The sequence below is a fragment of the Streptomyces sp. NPDC052721 genome, from assembly GCF_040678315.1.
Lineage (GTDB): Bacteria > Actinomycetota > Actinomycetes > Streptomycetales > Streptomycetaceae > Streptomyces.
The window spans coordinates 76,735-95,261 of sequence record NZ_JBFATL010000001.1; the positions used below are offsets into that span (position 1 = coordinate 76,735).

16 protein-coding genes are annotated in these 18,527 nt (G+C 70.8%); 15 read left to right on the forward strand and 1 reads right to left on the reverse strand.

The window, feature by feature from the left end:
• Positions 1 to 56: 56 nt before the first annotated feature.
• From ftsW to AB0L21_RS00400, 9 genes are all read left to right on the forward strand, one after another.
• A complete protein-coding gene (gene ftsW, locus AB0L21_RS00360; protein ID WP_365781348.1) occupies positions 57 to 1,424 on the forward strand; it encodes a putative lipid II flippase FtsW in 1,368 nt (455 codons plus the stop codon).
• Positions 1,425 to 1,430: 6 nt separating this feature from the next.
• Positions 1,431 to 2,519, forward strand: coding sequence for an undecaprenyldiphospho-muramoylpentapeptide beta-N-acetylglucosaminyltransferase (murG, locus tag AB0L21_RS00365; RefSeq protein ID WP_365698665.1), 1,089 nt, complete (start codon positions 1,431 to 1,433; stop codon positions 2,517 to 2,519).
• Positions 2,520 to 2,548: 29 nt separating this feature from the next.
• Complete coding sequence (locus AB0L21_RS00370) at positions 2,549 to 3,343, forward strand: FtsQ-type POTRA domain-containing protein (RefSeq protein WP_365781645.1); 795 nt, start codon at positions 2,549 to 2,551, stop codon at positions 3,341 to 3,343.
• Positions 3,344 to 3,622: 279 nt separating this feature from the next.
• Positions 3,623 to 4,831 (forward strand): cell division protein FtsZ, encoded by a 1,209-nt coding sequence (ftsZ, locus tag AB0L21_RS00375; RefSeq protein ID WP_365698666.1) that lies wholly within the window; start codon positions 3,623 to 3,625, stop codon positions 4,829 to 4,831.
• The gene (gene pgeF, locus AB0L21_RS00380; RefSeq protein WP_365781350.1) at positions 4,828 to 5,559 is read left to right on the forward strand and encodes a peptidoglycan editing factor PgeF; all 732 of its coding nucleotides are present in this window, start codon (positions 4,828 to 4,830) and stop codon (positions 5,557 to 5,559) included. The genes ftsZ and pgeF overlap by 4 nt, the downstream gene beginning before the upstream one ends.
• Before the next feature lie 5 nt (positions 5,560 to 5,564).
• Complete coding sequence (locus tag AB0L21_RS00385) at positions 5,565 to 6,284, forward strand: YggS family pyridoxal phosphate-dependent enzyme (protein ID WP_365698957.1); 720 nt, start codon at positions 5,565 to 5,567, stop codon at positions 6,282 to 6,284.
• A gap of 128 nt (positions 6,285 to 6,412) precedes the next feature.
• Positions 6,413 to 7,054, forward strand: a complete 642-nt coding sequence (gene sepF / locus AB0L21_RS00390) for a cell division protein SepF (RefSeq protein WP_365698668.1) — start codon at positions 6,413 to 6,415, stop codon at positions 7,052 to 7,054.
• A gap of 60 nt (positions 7,055 to 7,114) precedes the next feature.
• Positions 7,115 to 7,405 carry a YggT family protein gene (locus AB0L21_RS00395; RefSeq protein WP_059248823.1) on the forward strand — a complete coding sequence of 97 codons (291 nt, stop codon included), beginning with the start codon at positions 7,115 to 7,117 and terminating at the stop codon, positions 7,403 to 7,405.
• 55 nt (positions 7,406 to 7,460) lie between these two features.
• On the forward strand, positions 7,461 to 8,600 hold the full coding sequence (locus AB0L21_RS00400) for a DivIVA domain-containing protein (RefSeq protein ID WP_365698669.1): 1,140 nt from the start codon (positions 7,461 to 7,463) through the stop codon (positions 8,598 to 8,600).
• A 177-nt stretch (positions 8,601 to 8,777) separates the two neighbouring features.
• Here AB0L21_RS00400 and ileS read toward each other — a convergent pair whose 3' ends face one another.
• On the reverse strand, positions 8,778 to 11,921 hold the full coding sequence (gene ileS, locus AB0L21_RS00405; protein ID WP_365781352.1) for an isoleucine--tRNA ligase: 3,144 nt from the start codon (positions 11,919 to 11,921) through the stop codon (positions 8,778 to 8,780).
• 606 nt (positions 11,922 to 12,527) lie between these two features.
• Here ileS and AB0L21_RS00410 point away from each other — a divergent pair.
• The 6 genes from AB0L21_RS00410 to AB0L21_RS00435 all read left to right on the forward strand — a co-directional run bounded on the left by AB0L21_RS00410 (position 12,528) and on the right by AB0L21_RS00435 (position 18,517).
• Positions 12,528 to 13,766: a TraR/DksA C4-type zinc finger protein gene (locus tag AB0L21_RS00410; RefSeq protein WP_365781354.1), complete on the forward strand. Its 1,239-nt coding sequence runs from the start codon at positions 12,528 to 12,530 to the stop codon at positions 13,764 to 13,766.
• A gap of 67 nt (positions 13,767 to 13,833) precedes the next feature.
• Entirely contained in the window at positions 13,834 to 14,484 is a 651-nt protein-coding gene (lspA, locus tag AB0L21_RS00415; protein ID WP_365781355.1) for a signal peptidase II, read from the forward strand.
• 69 nt (positions 14,485 to 14,553) lie between these two features.
• Positions 14,554 to 15,498 (forward strand): RluA family pseudouridine synthase, encoded by a 945-nt coding sequence (locus tag AB0L21_RS00420; protein ID WP_059248819.1) that lies wholly within the window; start codon positions 14,554 to 14,556, stop codon positions 15,496 to 15,498.
• On the forward strand, positions 15,489 to 15,962 hold the full coding sequence (locus AB0L21_RS00425; protein WP_365781356.1) for a GNAT family N-acetyltransferase: 474 nt from the start codon (positions 15,489 to 15,491) through the stop codon (positions 15,960 to 15,962). The genes AB0L21_RS00420 and AB0L21_RS00425 overlap by 10 nt, the downstream gene beginning before the upstream one ends.
• Before the next feature lie 134 nt (positions 15,963 to 16,096).
• A complete protein-coding gene (locus tag AB0L21_RS00430) occupies positions 16,097 to 17,683 on the forward strand; it encodes a Na+/H+ antiporter (RefSeq protein WP_365781358.1) in 1,587 nt (528 codons plus the stop codon).
• Between the two features lie 93 nt (positions 17,684 to 17,776).
• Positions 17,777 to 18,517, forward strand: a complete 741-nt coding sequence (locus tag AB0L21_RS00435) for an SDR family oxidoreductase (RefSeq protein ID WP_365781360.1) — start codon at positions 17,777 to 17,779, stop codon at positions 18,515 to 18,517.
• Positions 18,518 to 18,527 lie beyond the last annotated feature (10 nt).

An 18,527-nucleotide genomic window follows, 5' to 3' on the forward strand; every position in this document is an offset into this window, starting at 1 on the left:
GCCGGGCGGAACTTGGGAGGGACGCGTGGGACGGTCGACGTTCAGCGGAGGCGCCGATGCCCAGTAGCCGTACCGGCCGGCCACCCGTGCAGCGGGCGTCCCGGCGCCCGCGTTCCGCCGTTCCCCGGCCCCCGCGCGAGAACCCCGTACAGCGGCTCTGCACGCGCGCGCGCAGGGCCTGGGACCGGCCGCTGACCGCCTACTACCTGATTCTCGGCGGCAGTGTGCTGATCACCGTGCTGGGCCTGGTGATGGTCTACTCGGCCTCCCAGATCACCGCGCTCCAGCTGTCGCTGCCCGGGTCGTACTTCTTCCGCAAGCAGTTCCTCGCCGCGCTCATCGGCGGCGCACTGCTGTTCGCCGCCTCCCGCATGCCGGTGAAGCTGCACCGGGCACTGGCCTACCCGATCCTCGCCGGCGCCGTCTTCCTGATGGCCCTGGTGCAGGTGCCCGGGATAGGGATGGCGGTCAACGGCAACCAGAACTGGATCTCCCTCGGCGGTTCCTTCCAGATCCAGCCCAGCGAGTTCGGCAAGCTCGCCCTGGTGCTGTGGGGCGCGGACCTGATCGCGCGCAAGCAGGAGAGGAAACTGCTGACGCAGTGGAAGCACATGCTGGTGCCGCTGGTCCCGGTGGCCTTCCTGCTGCTCGGGCTGATCATGCTCGGCGGTGACATGGGCACCGCGATCATCCTCACGGCGATCCTCTTCGGCCTGCTCTGGCTGGCGGGCGCGCCGACCCGGCTGTTCGCCGGCGTGCTGTCCGTCGCCGGCCTGATCGGTGTGACGCTCATCAAGACGAGCCCCAACCGGATGGCCCGCCTCGCCTGCATCGGCGCCACCGAGCCCAAGGCCGGGGTCGCCGACTGCTGGCAGGCCGTGCACGGCATCTACGCCCTGGCCTCCGGCGGACTCTTCGGTTCCGGACTGGGTGCGAGTGTGGAAAAATGGGGCCAACTCCCGGAAGCCCACACCGACTTCATCTTCGCCGTCACCGGTGAGGAACTGGGCCTGGCGGGGACGCTGTCGGTGCTCGCCCTCTTCGCGGCTCTAGGCTATGCGGGTATCCGCGTGGCCGGACGCACGGAGGACCCCTTCGTGAGGTATGCCGCGGGAGGCGTGACCACCTGGATCACCGCCCAGGCGGTGATCAACATCGGTGCGGTGCTCGGTCTGCTGCCGATCGCCGGTGTCCCCCTCCCGCTGTTCTCCTACGGAGGGTCCGCCCTGCTGCCGACCATGTTCGCCATCGGGCTGCTGATCGCCTTCGCGCGCGACGAGCCCGCTGCGCGGGCAGCGCTTGCGATGCGGCAACCTCGCTTTGGTAGAAAGCGGGCGGGAGGCCCCGGTGCCGAGCGGGGGCCTCGGAGATGGAACACGATGCGACGGCGTGCCTCGGCGGCGCGCTCGTCCGGAGAGCGGTGAATTTCGGTGCATGTCGTACTCGCCGGTGGGGGGACCGCCGGCCACATCGAGCCCGCGCTCGCCCTCGCGGACGCCCTGCGCAGGCAGGACCCGACCGTGGGGATCACGGCCCTGGGCACGGAGCGCGGCCTGGAGACCCGGCTCGTCCCGGAGCGCGGTTACGAGCTGGCGCTGATCCCTGCGGTGCCGCTGCCCCGCAAGCCCACCCCCGAGCTGATCACCGTCCCGGGCCGGCTGCGCGGCACGATCAAGGCCGCCGAGCAGATCCTGGAGCGCACCAAGGCGGACTGCGTGGTCGGCTTCGGCGGCTATGTCGCCCTGCCCGGCTATCTGGCCGCCAAGCGCCTCGGCGTGCCCATCGTGATCCACGAGGCCAACGCCCGCCCGGGCCTGGCCAACAAGATCGGCTCGCGGTACGCGGCCCGGGTCGCCGTCTCCACCCCGGACAGCAAGCTGCGTGACGCCCGCTACATCGGCATCCCGCTGCGCCGCTCCATCGCCACGCTGGACCGCGCCGCCGTCCGGCCCGAGGCCCGCCATCGCTTCGGTCTCGACCCCAACCTGCCCACACTGCTCGTCTCCGGCGGCTCGCAGGGCGCCCGGCGGCTGAACGAGGTGACGCAGGCGGTCGCCCCCTGGCTCCAGCAGGCCGGCATCCAGATCCTGCACGCGGTCGGCCCGAAGAACGAACTGCCGCAGGTGCACCAGATGCCGGGAATGCCGCCCTATATCCCGGTAAGTTACCTGGACCGGATGGACCTCGCGTACGCGGCGGCCGACATGATGCTCTGCCGCGCGGGCGCGATGACCGTCGCCGAACTCTCCGCCGTCGGACTCCCGGCCGCGTACGTCCCGCTGCCCATCGGCAACGGCGAACAGCGGCTCAACGCCCAGCCGGTGGTCAAGGCCGGCGGCGGACTCCTCGTCGACGACGCGGACCTGACCCCCGAGTGGGTGCAGCAGAACGTGCTGCCCGTGCTCGCCGACCCGCACCGGCTGTACGAGATGTCCCGCGCGGCAGGCGAGTTCGGCCGCCGGGACGCCGACGACCTGCTCGTCGGCATGGTGTACGAGGCGATCGCCTCGCGCCGATAGGACCGTATGACGAAAGGGCAGTGAGCAGCGTGGCCGGACCCTCCACCGCCGAGCGCGGTGAACGCCAGCAGGAGTCGTCCGGCCCGCCGCTCGTCCGCGGGCTCAACCGGCGCCGCCTTCGTGCGATCGTCGCCCTGGTCGCCCTTCTCGTGCTCCTCGGAGCCGGTTCGGCCTGGGCGTTGTACGGCTCCACGTGGCTGCGCGTCGAGCACGTCTCGGTGTCGGGCACGCGCGTGCTGACCCCGGCCGAGGTGCGTGAGGCGGCGGCCGCGCCTGTCGGAAAACCGATGATTTCCGTCGACACGGATGTCATCGAAGCCCGACTTCGTCGGAAATTGCCCCGAATTGACACGGTAGATGTGGTTCGTTCCTGGCCGCATGGAATCGGCCTGAAAGTGATCGAGCGCACTCCGGTTCTGCTGATCCGAAAGGGCGCGAACTTCGTCGAAGTCGACGACGACGGTGTCCGGTTCGCCACGGTCGCGCAGGCGCGAAATGGCGTTCCGATGCTGGAGTTGTCCGCGTCCCGGACGGGTTCGGGCGCCGCCAGCTTCCGGCGCTTCGGCGTCGACCGGCTGGTGCGCGAGGCGGTCCGGGTCGCGGGGGATCTGCCGGCCGCCGTGGCGAAGAGCGCCCGGGCCGTCCACGTGCGCACCTACGACGACATCACGCTGGAGTTGGCCGACGGCCGCACCGTCGCGTGGGGCAGCGGCGAACAGGGCCGCGCCAAGGCACGGGCCCTCACGGCTCTCATGAAAGCATCTCCCGGCGCGCGGCACTTCGACGTCAGCGCCCCCACCGCCCCTGCGTCATCGGGGAGTTGACGCACATTCGCGCAGGCCAGCACCCTGGTTGGGCACTGCTACGGCTGATCACATAGGGTGAAAAGAAAAACGGGAGGTTCGGCGTGTTCGTTGAACGGGCGCGGCTTGTCGACTTAGTGTCCTGTTCAGAAGACTCCAGGGAACAGACACACTGGTAACCCTAAACTTCAGGGTTAGGGTTCGGGTCGGCGCTACGGACCGTCCCATTCGGCATCCGTCGTCCCGGCGCGGGGCACCGCACGGCGGCGACAACGTAATTCGAGGCGAGAGGCCTTCGACGTGGCAGCACCGCAGAACTACCTCGCAGTCATCAAGGTCATCGGTGTCGGCGGCGGTGGTGTCAATGCCATCAACCGGATGATCGAGGTCGGTCTCAAGGGCGTCGAGTTCATCGCCATCAACACCGACGCACAGGCGCTGTTGATGAGCGACGCCGACGTCAAGCTCGACGTCGGCCGCGAACTCACCCGCGGACTCGGCGCCGGAGCCAACCCGGCCGTCGGCCGCAAGGCCGCCGAGGACCACCGCGAGGAGATCGAGGAGGTCCTCAAGGGGGCCGACATGGTCTTCGTGACGGCCGGTGAAGGCGGCGGCACCGGCACCGGCGGCGCGCCCGTCGTGGCCAACATCGCGCGCTCGCTCGGCGCCCTCACCATCGGCGTGGTCACCCGCCCGTTCACCTTCGAGGGACGGCGCCGCGCGAACCAGGCCGAGGACGGCATCGCAGAACTCCGCGAAGAGGTCGACACCCTCATCGTCATCCCGAACGACCGGCTGCTGTCCATCTCGGACCGCCAGGTCTCGGTCCTGGACGCCTTCAAGTCCGCCGACCAGGTCCTGCTCTCCGGTGTTCAGGGCATCACCGACCTCATCACCACCCCCGGTCTGATCAACCTGGACTTCGCCGACGTCAAGTCGGTCATGTCCGAGGCCGGTTCGGCCCTCATGGGCATCGGCTCGGCCCGCGGCGACGACCGCGCGGTGGCCGCGGCCGAGATGGCGATCTCCTCGCCGCTGCTGGAGGCGTCCATCGACGGCGCCCGGGGCGTGCTGCTCTCCATCTCCGGCGGCTCCGACCTCGGCCTGTTCGAGATCAACGAGGCCGCCCAGCTGGTCAGCGAGGCCGCCCACCCCGAGGCCAACATCATCTTCGGCGCGGTCATCGACGACGCCCTCGGCGACGAGGTCCGGGTCACCGTGATCGCGGCCGGCTTCGACGGCGGCCAGCCGCCCGCCCGCCGGGACAACGTCCTCGGTACGGCCTCCGGATCGGCCCCCGCCCGCCGTGACGAGCCTGCTCCGGCCCGGCCGAGCGAGCCGAGCCGTCCGTCCTTCGGCTCGCTGGGCAGCGTCAAGCCGAAGGAGGAGCCGGAGCCGGCGCCCGAGCCGGTGGCCGAGATCCCGGTCGCCCCGCCGGTGACGCCGGCGCCCCGGACCTACTCGGACAGCGCGGCCGAGGAACTGGACGTCCCGGACTTCCTCAAGTGATAGGACAGCGCGAGAGCGTGAGCGGCGCGCACTTCGCCTTCACCGACCGGTGGGGCGGGGTGAGCGCCGCTCCGTATGAGGAGCTGAACCTCGGCGGCGCGGTCGGTGACGCCCCCGAGGCGGTACACGGCAACCGGGAGCTGGCGGCCAAGTCGCTCGGCCTGGACCCCGGCCGGGTCGTCTGGATGAACCAGGTGCACGGCGCCGACGTCGCCGTGGTGGACGAGCCGTGGGGCGTGGGGAGTCCGGTGCCGGAGGTCGACGCGATCGTCACCGCCCGGCGCGGACTGGCCCTCGCCGTCCTCACCGCCGACTGTGTGCCGGTGCTGCTGGCCGACCCGGTCGCCGGGATCGCCGCAGCGGCCCACGCCGGCCGGCCCGGCATGGTCAAGGGGGTCGTTCCCGCCGCCGTACGGGCCATGGTCGAACTCGGCGCCGAGCCGGCCCGGATCGTCGCCCGCACCGGCCCGTCCGTGTGCGGCCGGTGCTACGAGGTGCCGGAGGCGATGCGCGCCGCGGTGGCCGCCGTCGAGCCGGCGGCGCACGCCGAGACGAGCTGGGGCACGCCGGCGGTCGATGTGAGCGCCGGGGTGCACGCGCAGCTCGACCGGCTCGGGGTGTGCGACCGGGCGCAGGCGCCGGTGTGCACGCTGGAGTCGGGCGACCACTTCTCGTACCGCCGTGACCGCACCACCGGGCGGCTCGCGGGCTATGTCTGGCTGGACTGATGGGCATGACGGACCGTAAGACCGAACTCGCCGCGAATCTGGCGAAGGTGGAGGAACGCATCACCGCCGCGTGCGTGGCGGCCGGGCGCGCGCGGGAGGAGGTGACCCTGATCGTGGTCACCAAGACCTACCCGGCCGGCGATGTGCGGATCCTGTCGGAACTCGGTGTGCGCCATGTCGCCGAGAACCGCGACCAGGACGCGGCCCCGAAGGCCGCCGCCTGTGCGGATCTGCCCCTGAAATGGCACTTTGTCGGTCAGTTGCAGACCAACAAGGTGCGTTCCGTGGTCGGTTACGCCGATGTCGTGCAGTCCGTCGACCGTTCCCGGCTCGTCGCCGCGCTGTCGAAGGAGGCGGTGCGGGCGGGGCGCGAGGTGGGCTGTCTCATCCAGGTCGCGCTCGACGCCGGCGCGAGCGGCAGGGGCGAGCGCGGGGGCGTGGCCCCGGAAGGAATCGAAGAGTTGGCCGACCTCGTCGCCGGCGCGCCCGGGCTGCGGCTCGACGGACTGATGACCGTCGCTCCGCTCACCGGGGAGTACGCGGGACGCGAACAGGCGGCGTTCGAGCGCCTGATGGTTTTGTCGACTGACCTGCGCCGAGCTCATCCGGCTGCAACCATGGTGTCGGCAGGGATGAGCGCGGACCTCGAACAGGCCGTGGCCGCCGGGGCGACACATGTGCGCGTCGGCACCGCGGTACTCGGAGTCCGCCCTAGGCTCGGGTAACGTCGCCAGGAAGTCGGACCACAGCAGAAAATATGGTCAATGCGCGCCAAGGCGGGCACAACGACCACGTGGATCGCGGGCACTTGGCAGTCGTCAGTCGATCCACCACAGAGCGGAGGACTCAGAGCATGGCCGGCGCGATGCGCAAGATGGCGGTCTACCTCGGCCTCGTGGAGGACGATGGGTACGACGGCCGCGGATTCGACCCCGACGACGACTTCGAGCCCGAGTTGGACCCGGAGCCCGAGCGGGACCACCGACGGCACGAACCGTCGCACCAGTCACACGGCGCACACCAGTCCCAAAGGGACGAAGACGTGCGAATCGTACAGCCGCCCGCGCCTCGCGAACCGATGGCCCGTTCGACTTCGCTCGCCGCGGAATCCGGACGTCCGGCGCGGATCGCGCCCGTGGCATCCATCACACAAGAACGTCAGTCCCTGGAGAAGAACGCGCCGGTGATCATGCCCAAGGTCGTGTCGGAACGAGAGCCTTACCGGATCACCACGCTTCACCCGCGGACCTACAACGAGGCCCGTACCATCGGGGAACACTTCCGTGAGGGCACCCCGGTGATCATGAATCTGACTGAGATGGATGACACAGACGCCAAGCGACTTGTCGACTTTGCGGCCGGTTTGGTGTTTGGTCTTCACGGCAGTATCGAGCGGGTGACGCAGAAGGTGTTCCTGTTGTCTCCTGCTAACGTCGATGTCACGGCGGAGGACAAGGCCCGCATCGCAGAGGGCGGGTTCTTCAACCAGAGCTGAGACGTATGACCGGATCGAAGCACGGAAGAGCACGGAACAGGGGAGAGGGAAGCACAGGCCATGAGCGTGTTCGCGCAGGTGATCTACATCGCGCTGATGGTGTTCCTCGTCGTGCTCATCTTCCGGCTGGTCATGGACTACGTTTTCCAGTTCGCCCGCTCGTGGCAACCCGGCAAGGCGATGGTGGTCGTACTGGAGGCCACCTACACTGTCACCGATCCACCGCTGAAGCTTCTGCGGCGGTTCATCCCGCCGCTGCGTCTCGGGGGCGTGGCGCTCGACCTGTCCTTCTTCGTACTGATGATCATCGTCTACATTCTCATCTCCATTGCGCAGAGCTTCGTGAGATGAGGGTGGGGGACGATCCGGTCTTGCCGACTGCCGATGACTACGTTGAGGTGAAGAGATGCCGTTGACCCCCGAGGACGTGCGGAACAAGCAGTTCACGACCGTCCGCCTCCGAGAAGGCTATGACGAGGACGAGGTCGATGCCTTCCTCGACGAGGTCGAAGCCGAACTGACCCGTCTGCTCCGCGAGAACGAGGACCTGCGCGCCAAGCTGGCCGCGGCCACCCGCGCCGCCGCGCAGAACCAGCAGAACGCGCGCAAGCCCCCGGAGCAGGACCAGCAGCAGCACCAGCAGCACCAGCAGCAGGGCATGCGAGGTCCCGGCGCTCCGGTGCCCGCCGGGATATCGGGCCCGCCGCAGCAGCAGATGGGTGGCCCCATGGGTGGTCCGCCCCAGCTGCCCAGCGGTGCTCCGCAGCTGCCCGCCGGTCCCGGCGGTCAGGGCGGCCCGCAGGGTCCCGGTCCGATGGGCCAGGGTCCGATGGGTCAGGGCCCGATGGGCGGCCAGCCGCCCATGCAGCAGCAGATGGGCGGCCCGATGGGCGGTCCCATGGGTGGCCCCATGGGCGGTCCGATGGGCGGCCCCGGTCAGGGCCCCGGTGGCGACAGCGCCGCCCGTGTCCTCTCGCTGGCTCAGCAGACCGCCGACCAGGCGATCGCCGAGGCCCGCTCCGAGGCCAACAAGATCGTCGGCGAGGCCCGCAGCCGCGCCGAGGGTCTGGAGCGTGACGCCCGTGCCAAGGCCGACGCCCTGGAGCGGGACGCGCAGGAGAAGCACCGCGTCGCCATGGGCTCCCTGGAGTCCGCCCGCGCCACGCTGGAGCGCAAGGTCGAGGACCTGCGCGGCTTCGAGCGCGAGTACCGCACGCGCCTGAAGTCGTACCTGGAGTCGCAGCTGCGTCAGCTGGAGACCCAGGCCGACGACTCGCTGGCCCCGCCGCGCACCCCGGCCACCGCGTCGCTGCCGCCGTCCCCGGCGCCCTCCATGGCCCCGGCCGGCGCGAGCGCCCCGTCCTACGGCGGCAACCAGACGATGGGCGGCAACCCCTCGCCGTCCGCCCCGTCGTACGGCGGCCAGCAGCAGATGACCCCGGCCATGACCCAGCCCATGGCCCCGGTCCGCCCGCAGGGCCCGTCCCCGATGGGTCAGGCTCCCTCGCCGATGCGTGGGTTCCTGATCGACGAGGACGACAACTGAGCACCGGGCACCAGCACCAGTACGACGACGGCGTCGGCAGCGTCTGATAGGGCGGGCCCCCTGGACTTCGGTCCTGGGGGCCCGCCCTTTTTACGCGGGTTGCGCGACGACGGACCGCGTGGAAGAAGGGCCCGGCCTCCGTGAGGGAGACCGGGCCCTTCTCGGACCGCTCGGCGCTTACGCCTTGCGCAGCCGGAACGTGAGGGACAGCCCCTCGTCGGTGAACGGCTCACCGAAGCTGTCGTCGCCCTCACCCTGCTGGAAGTCGGTCGACAGGACCTCGTCGGCGATCAGCCCCGCGTGCTCGATGAGGGCAGCCACCACGGCCGGGTCCGTGGAGGTCCAGCGCAGGGCGATCCGGTCGGCGACGTCCAGCCCGCTGTTCTTGCGGGCCTCCTGGATCAGCCGGATCGCGTCACGGGCCAGGCCCGCCTGCCGCAGCTCCTCGGTGATCTCCAGGTCCAGCGCCACCGTGGCACCGGAGTCGGAGGCGACCGACCAGCCCTCGCGAGGGGTCTCCGTGATGATCACCTCGTCCGGAGCGAGGGTGACCGTCTCACCGTCGACCTCCACGGAGGCCGTGCCCTCGCGCAGGGCGAGAGACAACGCGGCGGCGTCCGCGGCGGCGATCGCCTTCGCCACGTCCTGCACCCGCTTGCCGAACCGCTTGCCGAGCGCCCGGAAGTTGGCCTTCGCGGTCGTGTCGACCAGGCTGCCGCCGACCTCGCTGAGCGACGCCAGCTTCTCGACGTTCAGCTCCTCCGTGATCTGCGTGTGCAGCTCCGGGTTCAGGGCCTCGAACCCGGTCGCCGCGATCAGCGCCCGGGACAGCGGCTGACGCGTCTTGACACCGGACTCCGCGCGCGTGGCACGGCCCAGCTCCACCAGCCGGCGGACCAGGACCATCTGCTTCGACAGCTCCGGGTCGATCGCCGACAGGTCCGCCTCCGGCCAGGTGGCCAGGTGCACGGACTCCGGCGCGCCGGGGGTGACCGGAACGATCAGGTCCTGCCACACCCGCTCGGTGATGAACGGGGTGATCGGCGCCATCAGCTTGGTGACCGTCTCCAGCACCTCGTGCAGCGTGCGCAGCGCGGCCTTGTCACCCTGCCAGAAGCGGCGGCGCGAACGGCGGACGTACCAGTTCGACAGGTCGTCGACGAACGCGGACAGCAGCTTGCCGGCGCGCTGGGTGTCGTACGCCTCCAGCGCCTGCGTCACCTGGTCGGTGAGCGCGTGCAGCTCGGACAGCAGCCAGCGGTCCAGCACCGGACGCTCGGCCGGCGCCGGGTCCGCCGCGGACGGCGCCCAGTTCGACGTACGGGCGTACAGGGCCTGGAAGGCGACCGTGTTCCAGTAGGTCAGCAGCGTCTTGCGGACGACCTCCTGGATGGTGCCGTGGCCCACCCGGCGCGCGGCCCACGGGGAGCCGCCGGCCGCCATGAACCAGCGCACCGCGTCCGCGCCGTGCTGGTCCATGAGCGGGATCGGCTGCAGAATGTTGCCCAGGTGCTTGGACATCTTGCGGCCGTCCTCGGCCAGGATGTGGCCCAGGCAGACGACGTTCTCGTACGACGACTTGTCGAAGACGAGCGTGCCGACGGCCATCAGCGTGTAGAACCAGCCACGGGTCTGGTCGATCGCCTCGGAGATGAACTGCGCCGGGTACCGGCTCTCGAACAGCTCCTTGTTCTTGTACGGGTAGCCCCACTGCGCGAACGGCATCGAGCCCGAGTCGTACCAGGCGTCGATGACCTCCGGCACGCGCGTGGCCGTCGCGCCGCAGCCCTCGTGCGGGCAGGCGAAGGTGACCTCGTCGATGTACGGGCGGTGCGGGTCCAGGCCGGACTGGTCGGTGCCGGTCAGCTCGCTCAGCTCGGTGAGGGAGCCGACGCAGGTGAGGTGGTCCTCCGCGCAGCGCCAGATCGGCAGCGGGGTGCCCCAGTAGCGGTTGCGGGACAGCGCCCAGTCGATGTTGTTGTCCAGCCAGTCGCCGTACCGGCCGTGCTTGACCGTCTCCGGGAACCAGTTGGTCTTCTCGTTCTCCTGGATGAGCCGGTCCTTGATGGCCGTCGTGCGGATGTACCAGGAGGGCTGGGCGTAGTAGAGCAGCGCGGTGTGGCAGCGCCAGCAGTGCGGGTAGCTGTGTTCGTACGGCAGGTGCTTGAAGAGGAGGCCGCGCTGGTTCAGGTCATCGGTGAGCTTTTCGTCCGCCTTCTTGAAGAAGACGCCGCCGACCAGGGGGACGTCCTCCGCGAAGGTGCCGTCCGGGCGGACCGGGTTCACGACCGGCAGGCCGTAGGAGCGGCAGACCTTGAGGTCGTCCTCACCGAAGGCCGGGGACTGGTGGACCAGACCCGTACCGTCGTCGGTGGTGACGTACTCGGCGTTCACGACGAAGTGCGCCGGCTCCGGGAACTCCACCAGCTCGAACGGACGTTGGTACGTCCAGCGCTCCATCTCGGCGCCGGTGAAGGTCTGGCCCGTGGTCTCCCAGCCCTCGCCGAGCGCCTTGGCGACGAGCGGCTCGGCGACGACGAGCTTCTCCTCGCCGTCGGTGGCGACGACGTAGGTCACGTCGGGGTGCGCGGCGACCGCCGTGTTGGACACCAGGGTCCAGGGGGTCGTCGTCCACACCAGGAGCGCGGCCTGGCCGGCGAGCGGACCGGAGGTGAGCGGGAAACGGACGTACACCGACGGGTCGACGACCGTCTCGTAGCCCTGCGCCAGCTCGTGGTCGGACAGGCCGGTGCCGCAGCGCGGGCACCAGGGGGCGACCCGGTAGTCCTGGGTGAGGAGCCCCTTGTCGAAGATCTGCTTCAGCGACCACCACACCGACTGCACGTAGTCGGGGTCCATGGTCCGGTAGGCGTCGTCCAGGTCGACCCAGTAGCCCATGCGGGTCGTCAGCTCGGCGAACGCGTCCGTGTGCCGGGTCACGGACTCGCGGCACTTGGCGTTGAACTCGGCGATGCCGTAGGCCTCGATGTCCGGCTTGCCGGAGAAGCCCAGCTCCTTCTCGACGGCCAGCTCGACGGGCAGGCCGTGGCAGTCCCAGCCCGCCTTGCGGGCCACGTGGTAGCCGCGCATGGTGCGGAAGCGGGGGAAGACGTCCTTGAAGACGCGGGCCTCGATGTGGTGGGCGCCGGGCATGCCGTTCGCGGTGGGCGGGCCCTCGTAGAACACCCATTCCGGGCGGCCCTCGGACTGCTCCAGGCTCTTGGCGAAGATCTTCTGCTCGCGCCAGAAGTCGAGCACGGCGTGCTCAAGAGCGGGCAGGTCGACCTGTGCGGGCACCTGGCGGTACGTCGGCGCTGTCATCTGCGAGCATCCTCCAACGGACTTGCTGCCTTCCGTCGGAGGGACGAGAGCCTTCGTTCCTGTCTACGCCGTGTGCGGCGCGCTCCCGCGGTACCACCCTCCTTGGCCCCCCGCCGCGCCGTACGCGCCGGTGAGCCCCCTCATTGGGGTCGCGAAGCCGGTTCTACTCGCCGCCGCCCTGCGGCTGCGGCTTTCTTCCGGCGGCTCCGGGGTGATCTTCACGTCGCGCTCGCCCCCGGGCTCACACCGCCCCCGGGTCGCTCTGGGCTGCCTACGCCGCTACTCGTCCCCATCCACGCTTCTCGCTCCGCCCAGTGTACGGCGCCGCGCGGACAGCGGCGGACCGGTTTTCCGCGCGGCGCCGTCGCGGGCCGTACGGCCTGGCCGTATGACCCGAACGGCGAGGGGAGCGGGTGCCGGGGACGGCACGGCACCGGCCCGGCGGATTACCCGGCGGGGAGCTGGGCACAACGGATGCATGCCCGTGGCTCGGGGGGTGCGGGCGGGCGAATCGGGCGGTGTGCCCCGTTGCCGCGGGACTCAAGTCGATTTATCGTCCCAGCACGATTCGCGAGCAAGATCACAATATGTGAAGGGGCCGCGGCCATGGTGGCGAAGAAGACCGCCGTACAGCAGCCGGCGACCGGGAAGACCGGCGCGAGGCCTGCCACCGAGAAGACGGCCCCGGGCAGGACGGCCGCCACGAAGACGGCTGCCAAGAAGCCGGTGGCCGAGAAGGCGGCGCCCGTCAAGGCGGCTGCCACGAAGACGGCTGCCACGAAGGCGGTGGCTACGAAGGCGGTGGCTACGAAGGCGGTGGGCACCAAGGCGGTCGTCCGCAAGAAATCGGCCGCTACGGGGAAGGTCGCGAAGAAGACGGCTGGGAAGAAGGCGGTTGAGGAGAAGGCTGCCGAGAAGAAGGCGGCTGTGAAGGAAACGGCCGACAAAACGGTCGCGAAGGAGACCGCGGGCACCAAGGCGGTCACCAGGAAGTCGGCTGCCAAGGAGACGGCGGCTGACAGGACGGCCGCCGGCAGGACGGTCGGCAAGAAGCCGGCCGCGAAGGAGACGGCCGTGAAGGACGCGGCGGCCGGGAAGACGGCCGTGGCGGACAAGGCCGCGATGAAGAAGACGGCCACGAAGAGGTCGGCCGCCAAGGAGACGGCCGCGGCGGAGAAGTCCGCGATGGAGGAAACGGCCGTCGAGGAGACGGCCGCCGAAGAAGCGGTCGGCGAGAAGGCCGTCGCCAAGAAGGCCGCCACCAGGAAGGCCGCTGCCAAGAAGGTCGCGGTGAAGGAGACGGCCGACAAGAGCACGACCAAGGACGCGGGCGCGGCGCGGGCCGCGAAGCAGACGGGAGCCACGACGGTGGTTGCGAAGAAGACTCCTGGCACGGCCACGGCGGAACAGACCGCCGTTCCCAAGGCGCGGCTCGGCGCGGTGGAGCCCGGCGAACTGGCGGTACGCCCCGGCGAGGATCCCTGGACCCCGGAAGAGGTCGACGAGGCCCGCGCGGAGCTGCAGTCCGAGCTGGAGCGGCTGCGGGAGGAGATCAGCTCGTCCGAGGCGTCCCTGGTCGGTCTGATGCGGGACTCCGGGGACGGTGCCGGCGACGACCAGGCCGACACCGGTACCAAGAACATCACGCGCGAGCACGAGCTGGCGCTGGCCGCCAACGCGCGCGAGATGCTGATCCAGACCGAGCGTGCCCTGGAACGGCTCGACGCGGGCACCTACGGCCTGTGCGAGAACTGCGGCGACCCCATCGGCAAGGCCCGGATGCAGGCGTTCCCGAGGGCCACGCTGTGCGTGGAGTGCAAGCAGAAGCAGGAACGCCGCTCCTGAGCGTGAGGGGCCCTCAGGGCGTGCCGTAGTCTCGTCCTCAGTCAGGCACCTAGGTTGAGGGACTCACGTGGCAGAGGCGGAGCGGATCATCGGTACGCCGGACACCCCGGACGACGGCGGCGAGCACACGGCGGCGGCCGGAGCACCCGCCGGCGCCGGCGCGGCCGGTGCGTCCGGGGAGGCCGGCGCGTTCGGCGCGGGCGAGCAGGGGACCCCGGCGCGGCGGACCGGCCGCGGGCGCCGGATCGCCGTGCTGTTCGCGGTGGCCGCGTTCGCGTACGCCCTCGACCTGATCAGCAAGATGCTCGTCGTGTCCCGCCTGGAGGGCCACGCGCCCATCCAGGTCGTCGGGGACCTGCTGGAGCTGCACGCGATCCGCAACCCGGGTGCCGCCTTCGGGTTCGGCGCGGCCTTCACGGTGATCTTCACGCTGATCGCCGCGGCCGTGATCGTCGTGATCATCCGCCTGGCCCGCAAGCTGTACAGCTTCCCCTGGGCGGTCGCGCTCGGCCTGCTGCTCGGCGGCGCGCTCGGCAACCTCACCGACCGGATCTTCCGGGCGCCGGGCGTCTTCGAGGGCGAGGTGGTGGACTTCATCGCGCCGAAGGGTTTCGCGGTGTTCAACCTCGCCGACTCGGCGATCGTGTGCGGCGGCATCCTGATCGTGCTGCTGTCCTTCCGCGGCCTGGACCCCGACGGCACGGTCCACAAGGACTGATCCCGGGGTCCGCCCGGGTTTTCCACAGGCTCGTGCGGAGGCGTCCGGCCCGTCCGGCATACTCGACGGGTGAGCACGATTCCCGAGATCCGTACCCTGCCCGTGCCCGACGGCCTGGAGGGCGAGCGCGTCGACGCCGCCATCTCCCGCATGTTCGGCTTCTCCCGCACGAAGGCGGCGGAGCTGGCCGCGGCCGGCAAGGTCCAGGTCGACGGCGCGGTGGTCGGCAAGTCCGAGCGGGTGCGCGGCGGCGCCTGGCTGGAGGTCGAGATGCCGCAGGCGCCCGCGCCGGTGCAGGTGGTCGCCGAGCCGGTCGAGGGCATGGAGATCGTGCACGACGACGACGACGTGGTCGTGATCGTCAAACCGGTCGGCGTGGCCGCGCACCCGTCGCCGGGCTGGTCCGGCCCGACCGTCATCGGCGGTCTCGCCGCCGCCGGATACCGGATCTCCACCTCCGGCGCCGCCGAGCGCCAGGGCATCGTGCACCGCCTGGACGTCGGCACGTCGGGCCTCATGGTGGTCGCCAAGTCGGAGTACGCGTACACGTCGCTCAAGCGCCAGTTCAAGGAGCGCACGGTCGACAAGCGCTACCACACCCTGGTCCAGGGCCACCCTGACCCCACGAGCGGCACCATCGACGCCCCGATCGGCCGCCACCCGAACCACGACTACAAGTGGGCGGTCACGGCCGACGGCAAGCCCTCGGTGACCCACTACGACCTCATCGAGGCCTTCCGCGCCGCCTCCCTGCTGGACGTCAAGCTGGAGACGGGCCGCACCCACCAGATCCGCGTCCATATGGCCGCCCACCGCCATCCGTGCGTCGGCGACCTCACCTACGGCGCCGACCCGACCCTCGCCAAGCGGCTGCGCCTGACCCGCCAGTGGCTGCACGCCGTGCGCCTCGGTTTCGAGCACCCCGGCGACGGCTCCTGGGTGGAGTTCGAGAGCGACTACCCCGAGGACCTCCAGAAGGCACTCGACCAGGTCCGGGAGGAGACATGGGCGTGAGCCCCGCCTGCACCGTCCGGGTCGCCGAGGACCCCGCCGACCGCGAGGCGTGCTTCGCGGTCCGCAAGGAGGTCTTCGTGGCCGAGCAGGGAGTGGCCGAGGACATCGAGTACGACGCCTACGACGCCGTGGCCCTGCATGTGCTGGCGGTCCGCGAGGACGGGGTGCCGCTGGGCACCGGGCGCCTGCTGTACGGCGAGGCGGCGGTCGCGAAGACCGGCGGGGACCCGGCGGTGGGCTCCCTGGGCCGGCTCGCCGTCTGCCGGGCGGCCCGTGGGCTCGGGGTCGGCGCGGCCCTGGTGCGCGCCATCGAGGACGCGGCACGCGCGCGCGGCCTCACGGCGGTGGACCTGCACGCACAGACCCACGCCCTGGGTTTCTACGAGCGGCTCGGCTACGAGGCGTACGGCCCCGAGTTCCCGGACGCGGGGATACCGCACCGGGCGATGCGCCGGGCCCTGTAGCCAGGGAAGCCGCTGCCGGTCGCGCGGCTCTCCTGCGGGGTGCGCGGGCGTCGAAGGCGTCGGTACGCCGGGCCGCGGACGTCGTGGCAGGCTTGAGGTCTGCCGTGTGATCGTCGACTCCCGGAGCGCCGTCCGTGGATCAGCTGGCTCTGTTGTTCGTCCTGCTGCTGGGGGCCCTGGTGAGCGTCCCGGTCGGGGACCGGTTCGGGGTGCCGGCGCCGGTGCTGATGACCCTGTTCGGCGGGGTCCTGGCAGTGGCCGAATTCGTGCCCAACGTGGACATCCCGCCGGACCTGATCCTGCCCGGGCTGCTGCCACCGCTGCTCTACGCCGCCGTACGCCGGACCTCCTGGCGGCAGTTCGCGGCCAACCTCCGCCCGATCTTCCTGCTGGCCGTGGCCCTGGTGTTCGTGACGACGGTGTGCGTGGCGTTCGTCGCCAACGCCATCGTGCCGGGGCTGCCGATCGCCGCCGCCGTCGCGCTGGGTGCCCTGATCGCGCCGCCCGACCCGGTCGCCGCTACCAGCGTCGCCGGCCAGCTGGGGCTGCCGCGCCGCCTGGTGTCGATCCTGGAGGGCGAGGGCCTCTTCAACGACGTCACCGCCATCGTGCTGTACCACGTGGCCATCGCCGCGGTCGTGAGCGGCACGTTCTCGCCCTGGCGGGCCGGTCTGGACCTGGTGCTGTCCGCCGTCGTCGCGGTGGCCGTGGGACTGGCGCTGGGCTGGGGCGCGAACAAGCTGATGGACCTGCTCGGTGACCCGACCCTGCAGATCGGCATGACCCTGCTGGTGCCGTACGCCTCCTATGTGCTCGCCGAGAAGCTGCACGGCTCCGGGGTGCTCGCGGTGCTCACCACGGCGCTCTTCCTGGCCGAGTACGCCACCGACGCCGACGACGTGATGACCCGGCTCGCCGGACACACCTTCTGGGACATCATCGACACGCTCGTCACCGGCGTCGCCTTCGGACTCATCGGACTGGAGCTGCACAACGCCATCCGCACGGCCCAGGGGCGGTGGGGCGAGATGCTCGGCTGGGCAGCGGCCGTCGTGGGCGTGGTGGTCGTCGTACGGCTGTTGTGGCTGCTGCCGGCGACCTGGCTGACCAAGCGGCTGCACGCCCGCCGGGACTACGACGAGGAGATCCCGGTGAGCTGGCGGGAGACCGTCGTGATGTGGTGGTCCGGGATGCGCGGGGTGGCCTCGGTGGCGCTGGCGCTGGCCGTGCCGCTCAGGACGGACGCCGGGGCACCCTTCCCCGACCGGGACGAGATCGTCTTCATCGCCTTCGGAGTGATCGTCGCCACGCTGGTGGTGCAGGGGCTGACGCTGCCGTGGCTGGTGAAGCGGCTCGGGGTGCGGGCCGACTCCGAGCGGGAGAAGGAGTTCGAGAAGGAGCTGGCGGTGCGGGCCGCGAAGGCGGCGAAGCGGCGGCTGCGGGAGATCGAGCAGGTGGAGGAACTGTCCGAGGAGCTCTCCGAGCAGATGCTGCGGCGGGCCTTCGACATCGGCATCCGGATCAGCCCGGACATGGGGGAGGAGGAGCGGCGGGAGGCGCATCATCAGCGGGCCAAGCGGCTGAAGCGGGTGCGGCGCATCCAGAACGAGATGCTGAGCGCCGCGCGCCACGAGGTACTGGCGGCGCGGAGCGAGCCGGGGGCGGATCCGGAGATCGTGGACCGGGTGCTTCGGCATCTGGACGTGCGGAGTATGCGGTGAGTGCTGCGCACAAGCCCCCGGCCAGTCATACGAATGTGCCGACCCTGTGGACAACTCCCGGCATCGCCCGCCCCTCGCTCCTACTCTCGGATCATGACTCGCAACATCGTGATCAGTGGCGGCGGTACGGGCATCGGGCTGGCGGCGGCGCGTGCGTTCGCGGCGGACGGGGACCGGGTGCTGTTGCTCGGGCGGCGCGCGGACGTGCTGGAGAAGGCCGGTGTGCCCGGGGCGCTCACCTACGCCGCCGACCTCTCCGAACCGGGTGACGTGCGCGGTGTCGCGGGCTTCGTCGCCGACGAGCTGGGCACTGTGGACGTGCTCGTGAACAGTGCCGGAGGAGCCGGACACCTGGAGCCCCCGGCCGGCAGCGACGATCCCCTCGACCGGGTCGCCCACAACTGGACCGTCAACTTCCGGCAGAACACCCTGACCGCGGCGCTCCTCACCGAGGCGCTGAAGGACCGGCTCGCCGAACCCGGCGGGCGGGTGCTGTTCCTGAGCTCCATCGCCGCCTACCGAGGCTCGGGCACGGGTGCCTACGCGGCGGCCAAGGCCGGGCTGCACCCCTACGCCCACGACCTGGCCCGGGAGTTGGGCCCGCGCGGCATCACCGTGAACGTGGTCGCCCCCGGCTATGTCGAGGACACCGAGTTCTTCGGCGACACCATGGACGGGGCCCGGCGGGAGAAGCTCGTCGCGGACACCTCGACCGGCCGCGCCGGCATACCGGGGGACGTCGCCGAGACCCTGCACTGGCTGGCCTCGTCCTCCGCCGGTCACATCACCTCACAGATCGTCCAGGTCAACGGAGGTGCCGAACGGGGTCGTTGAGCGGCGCGGC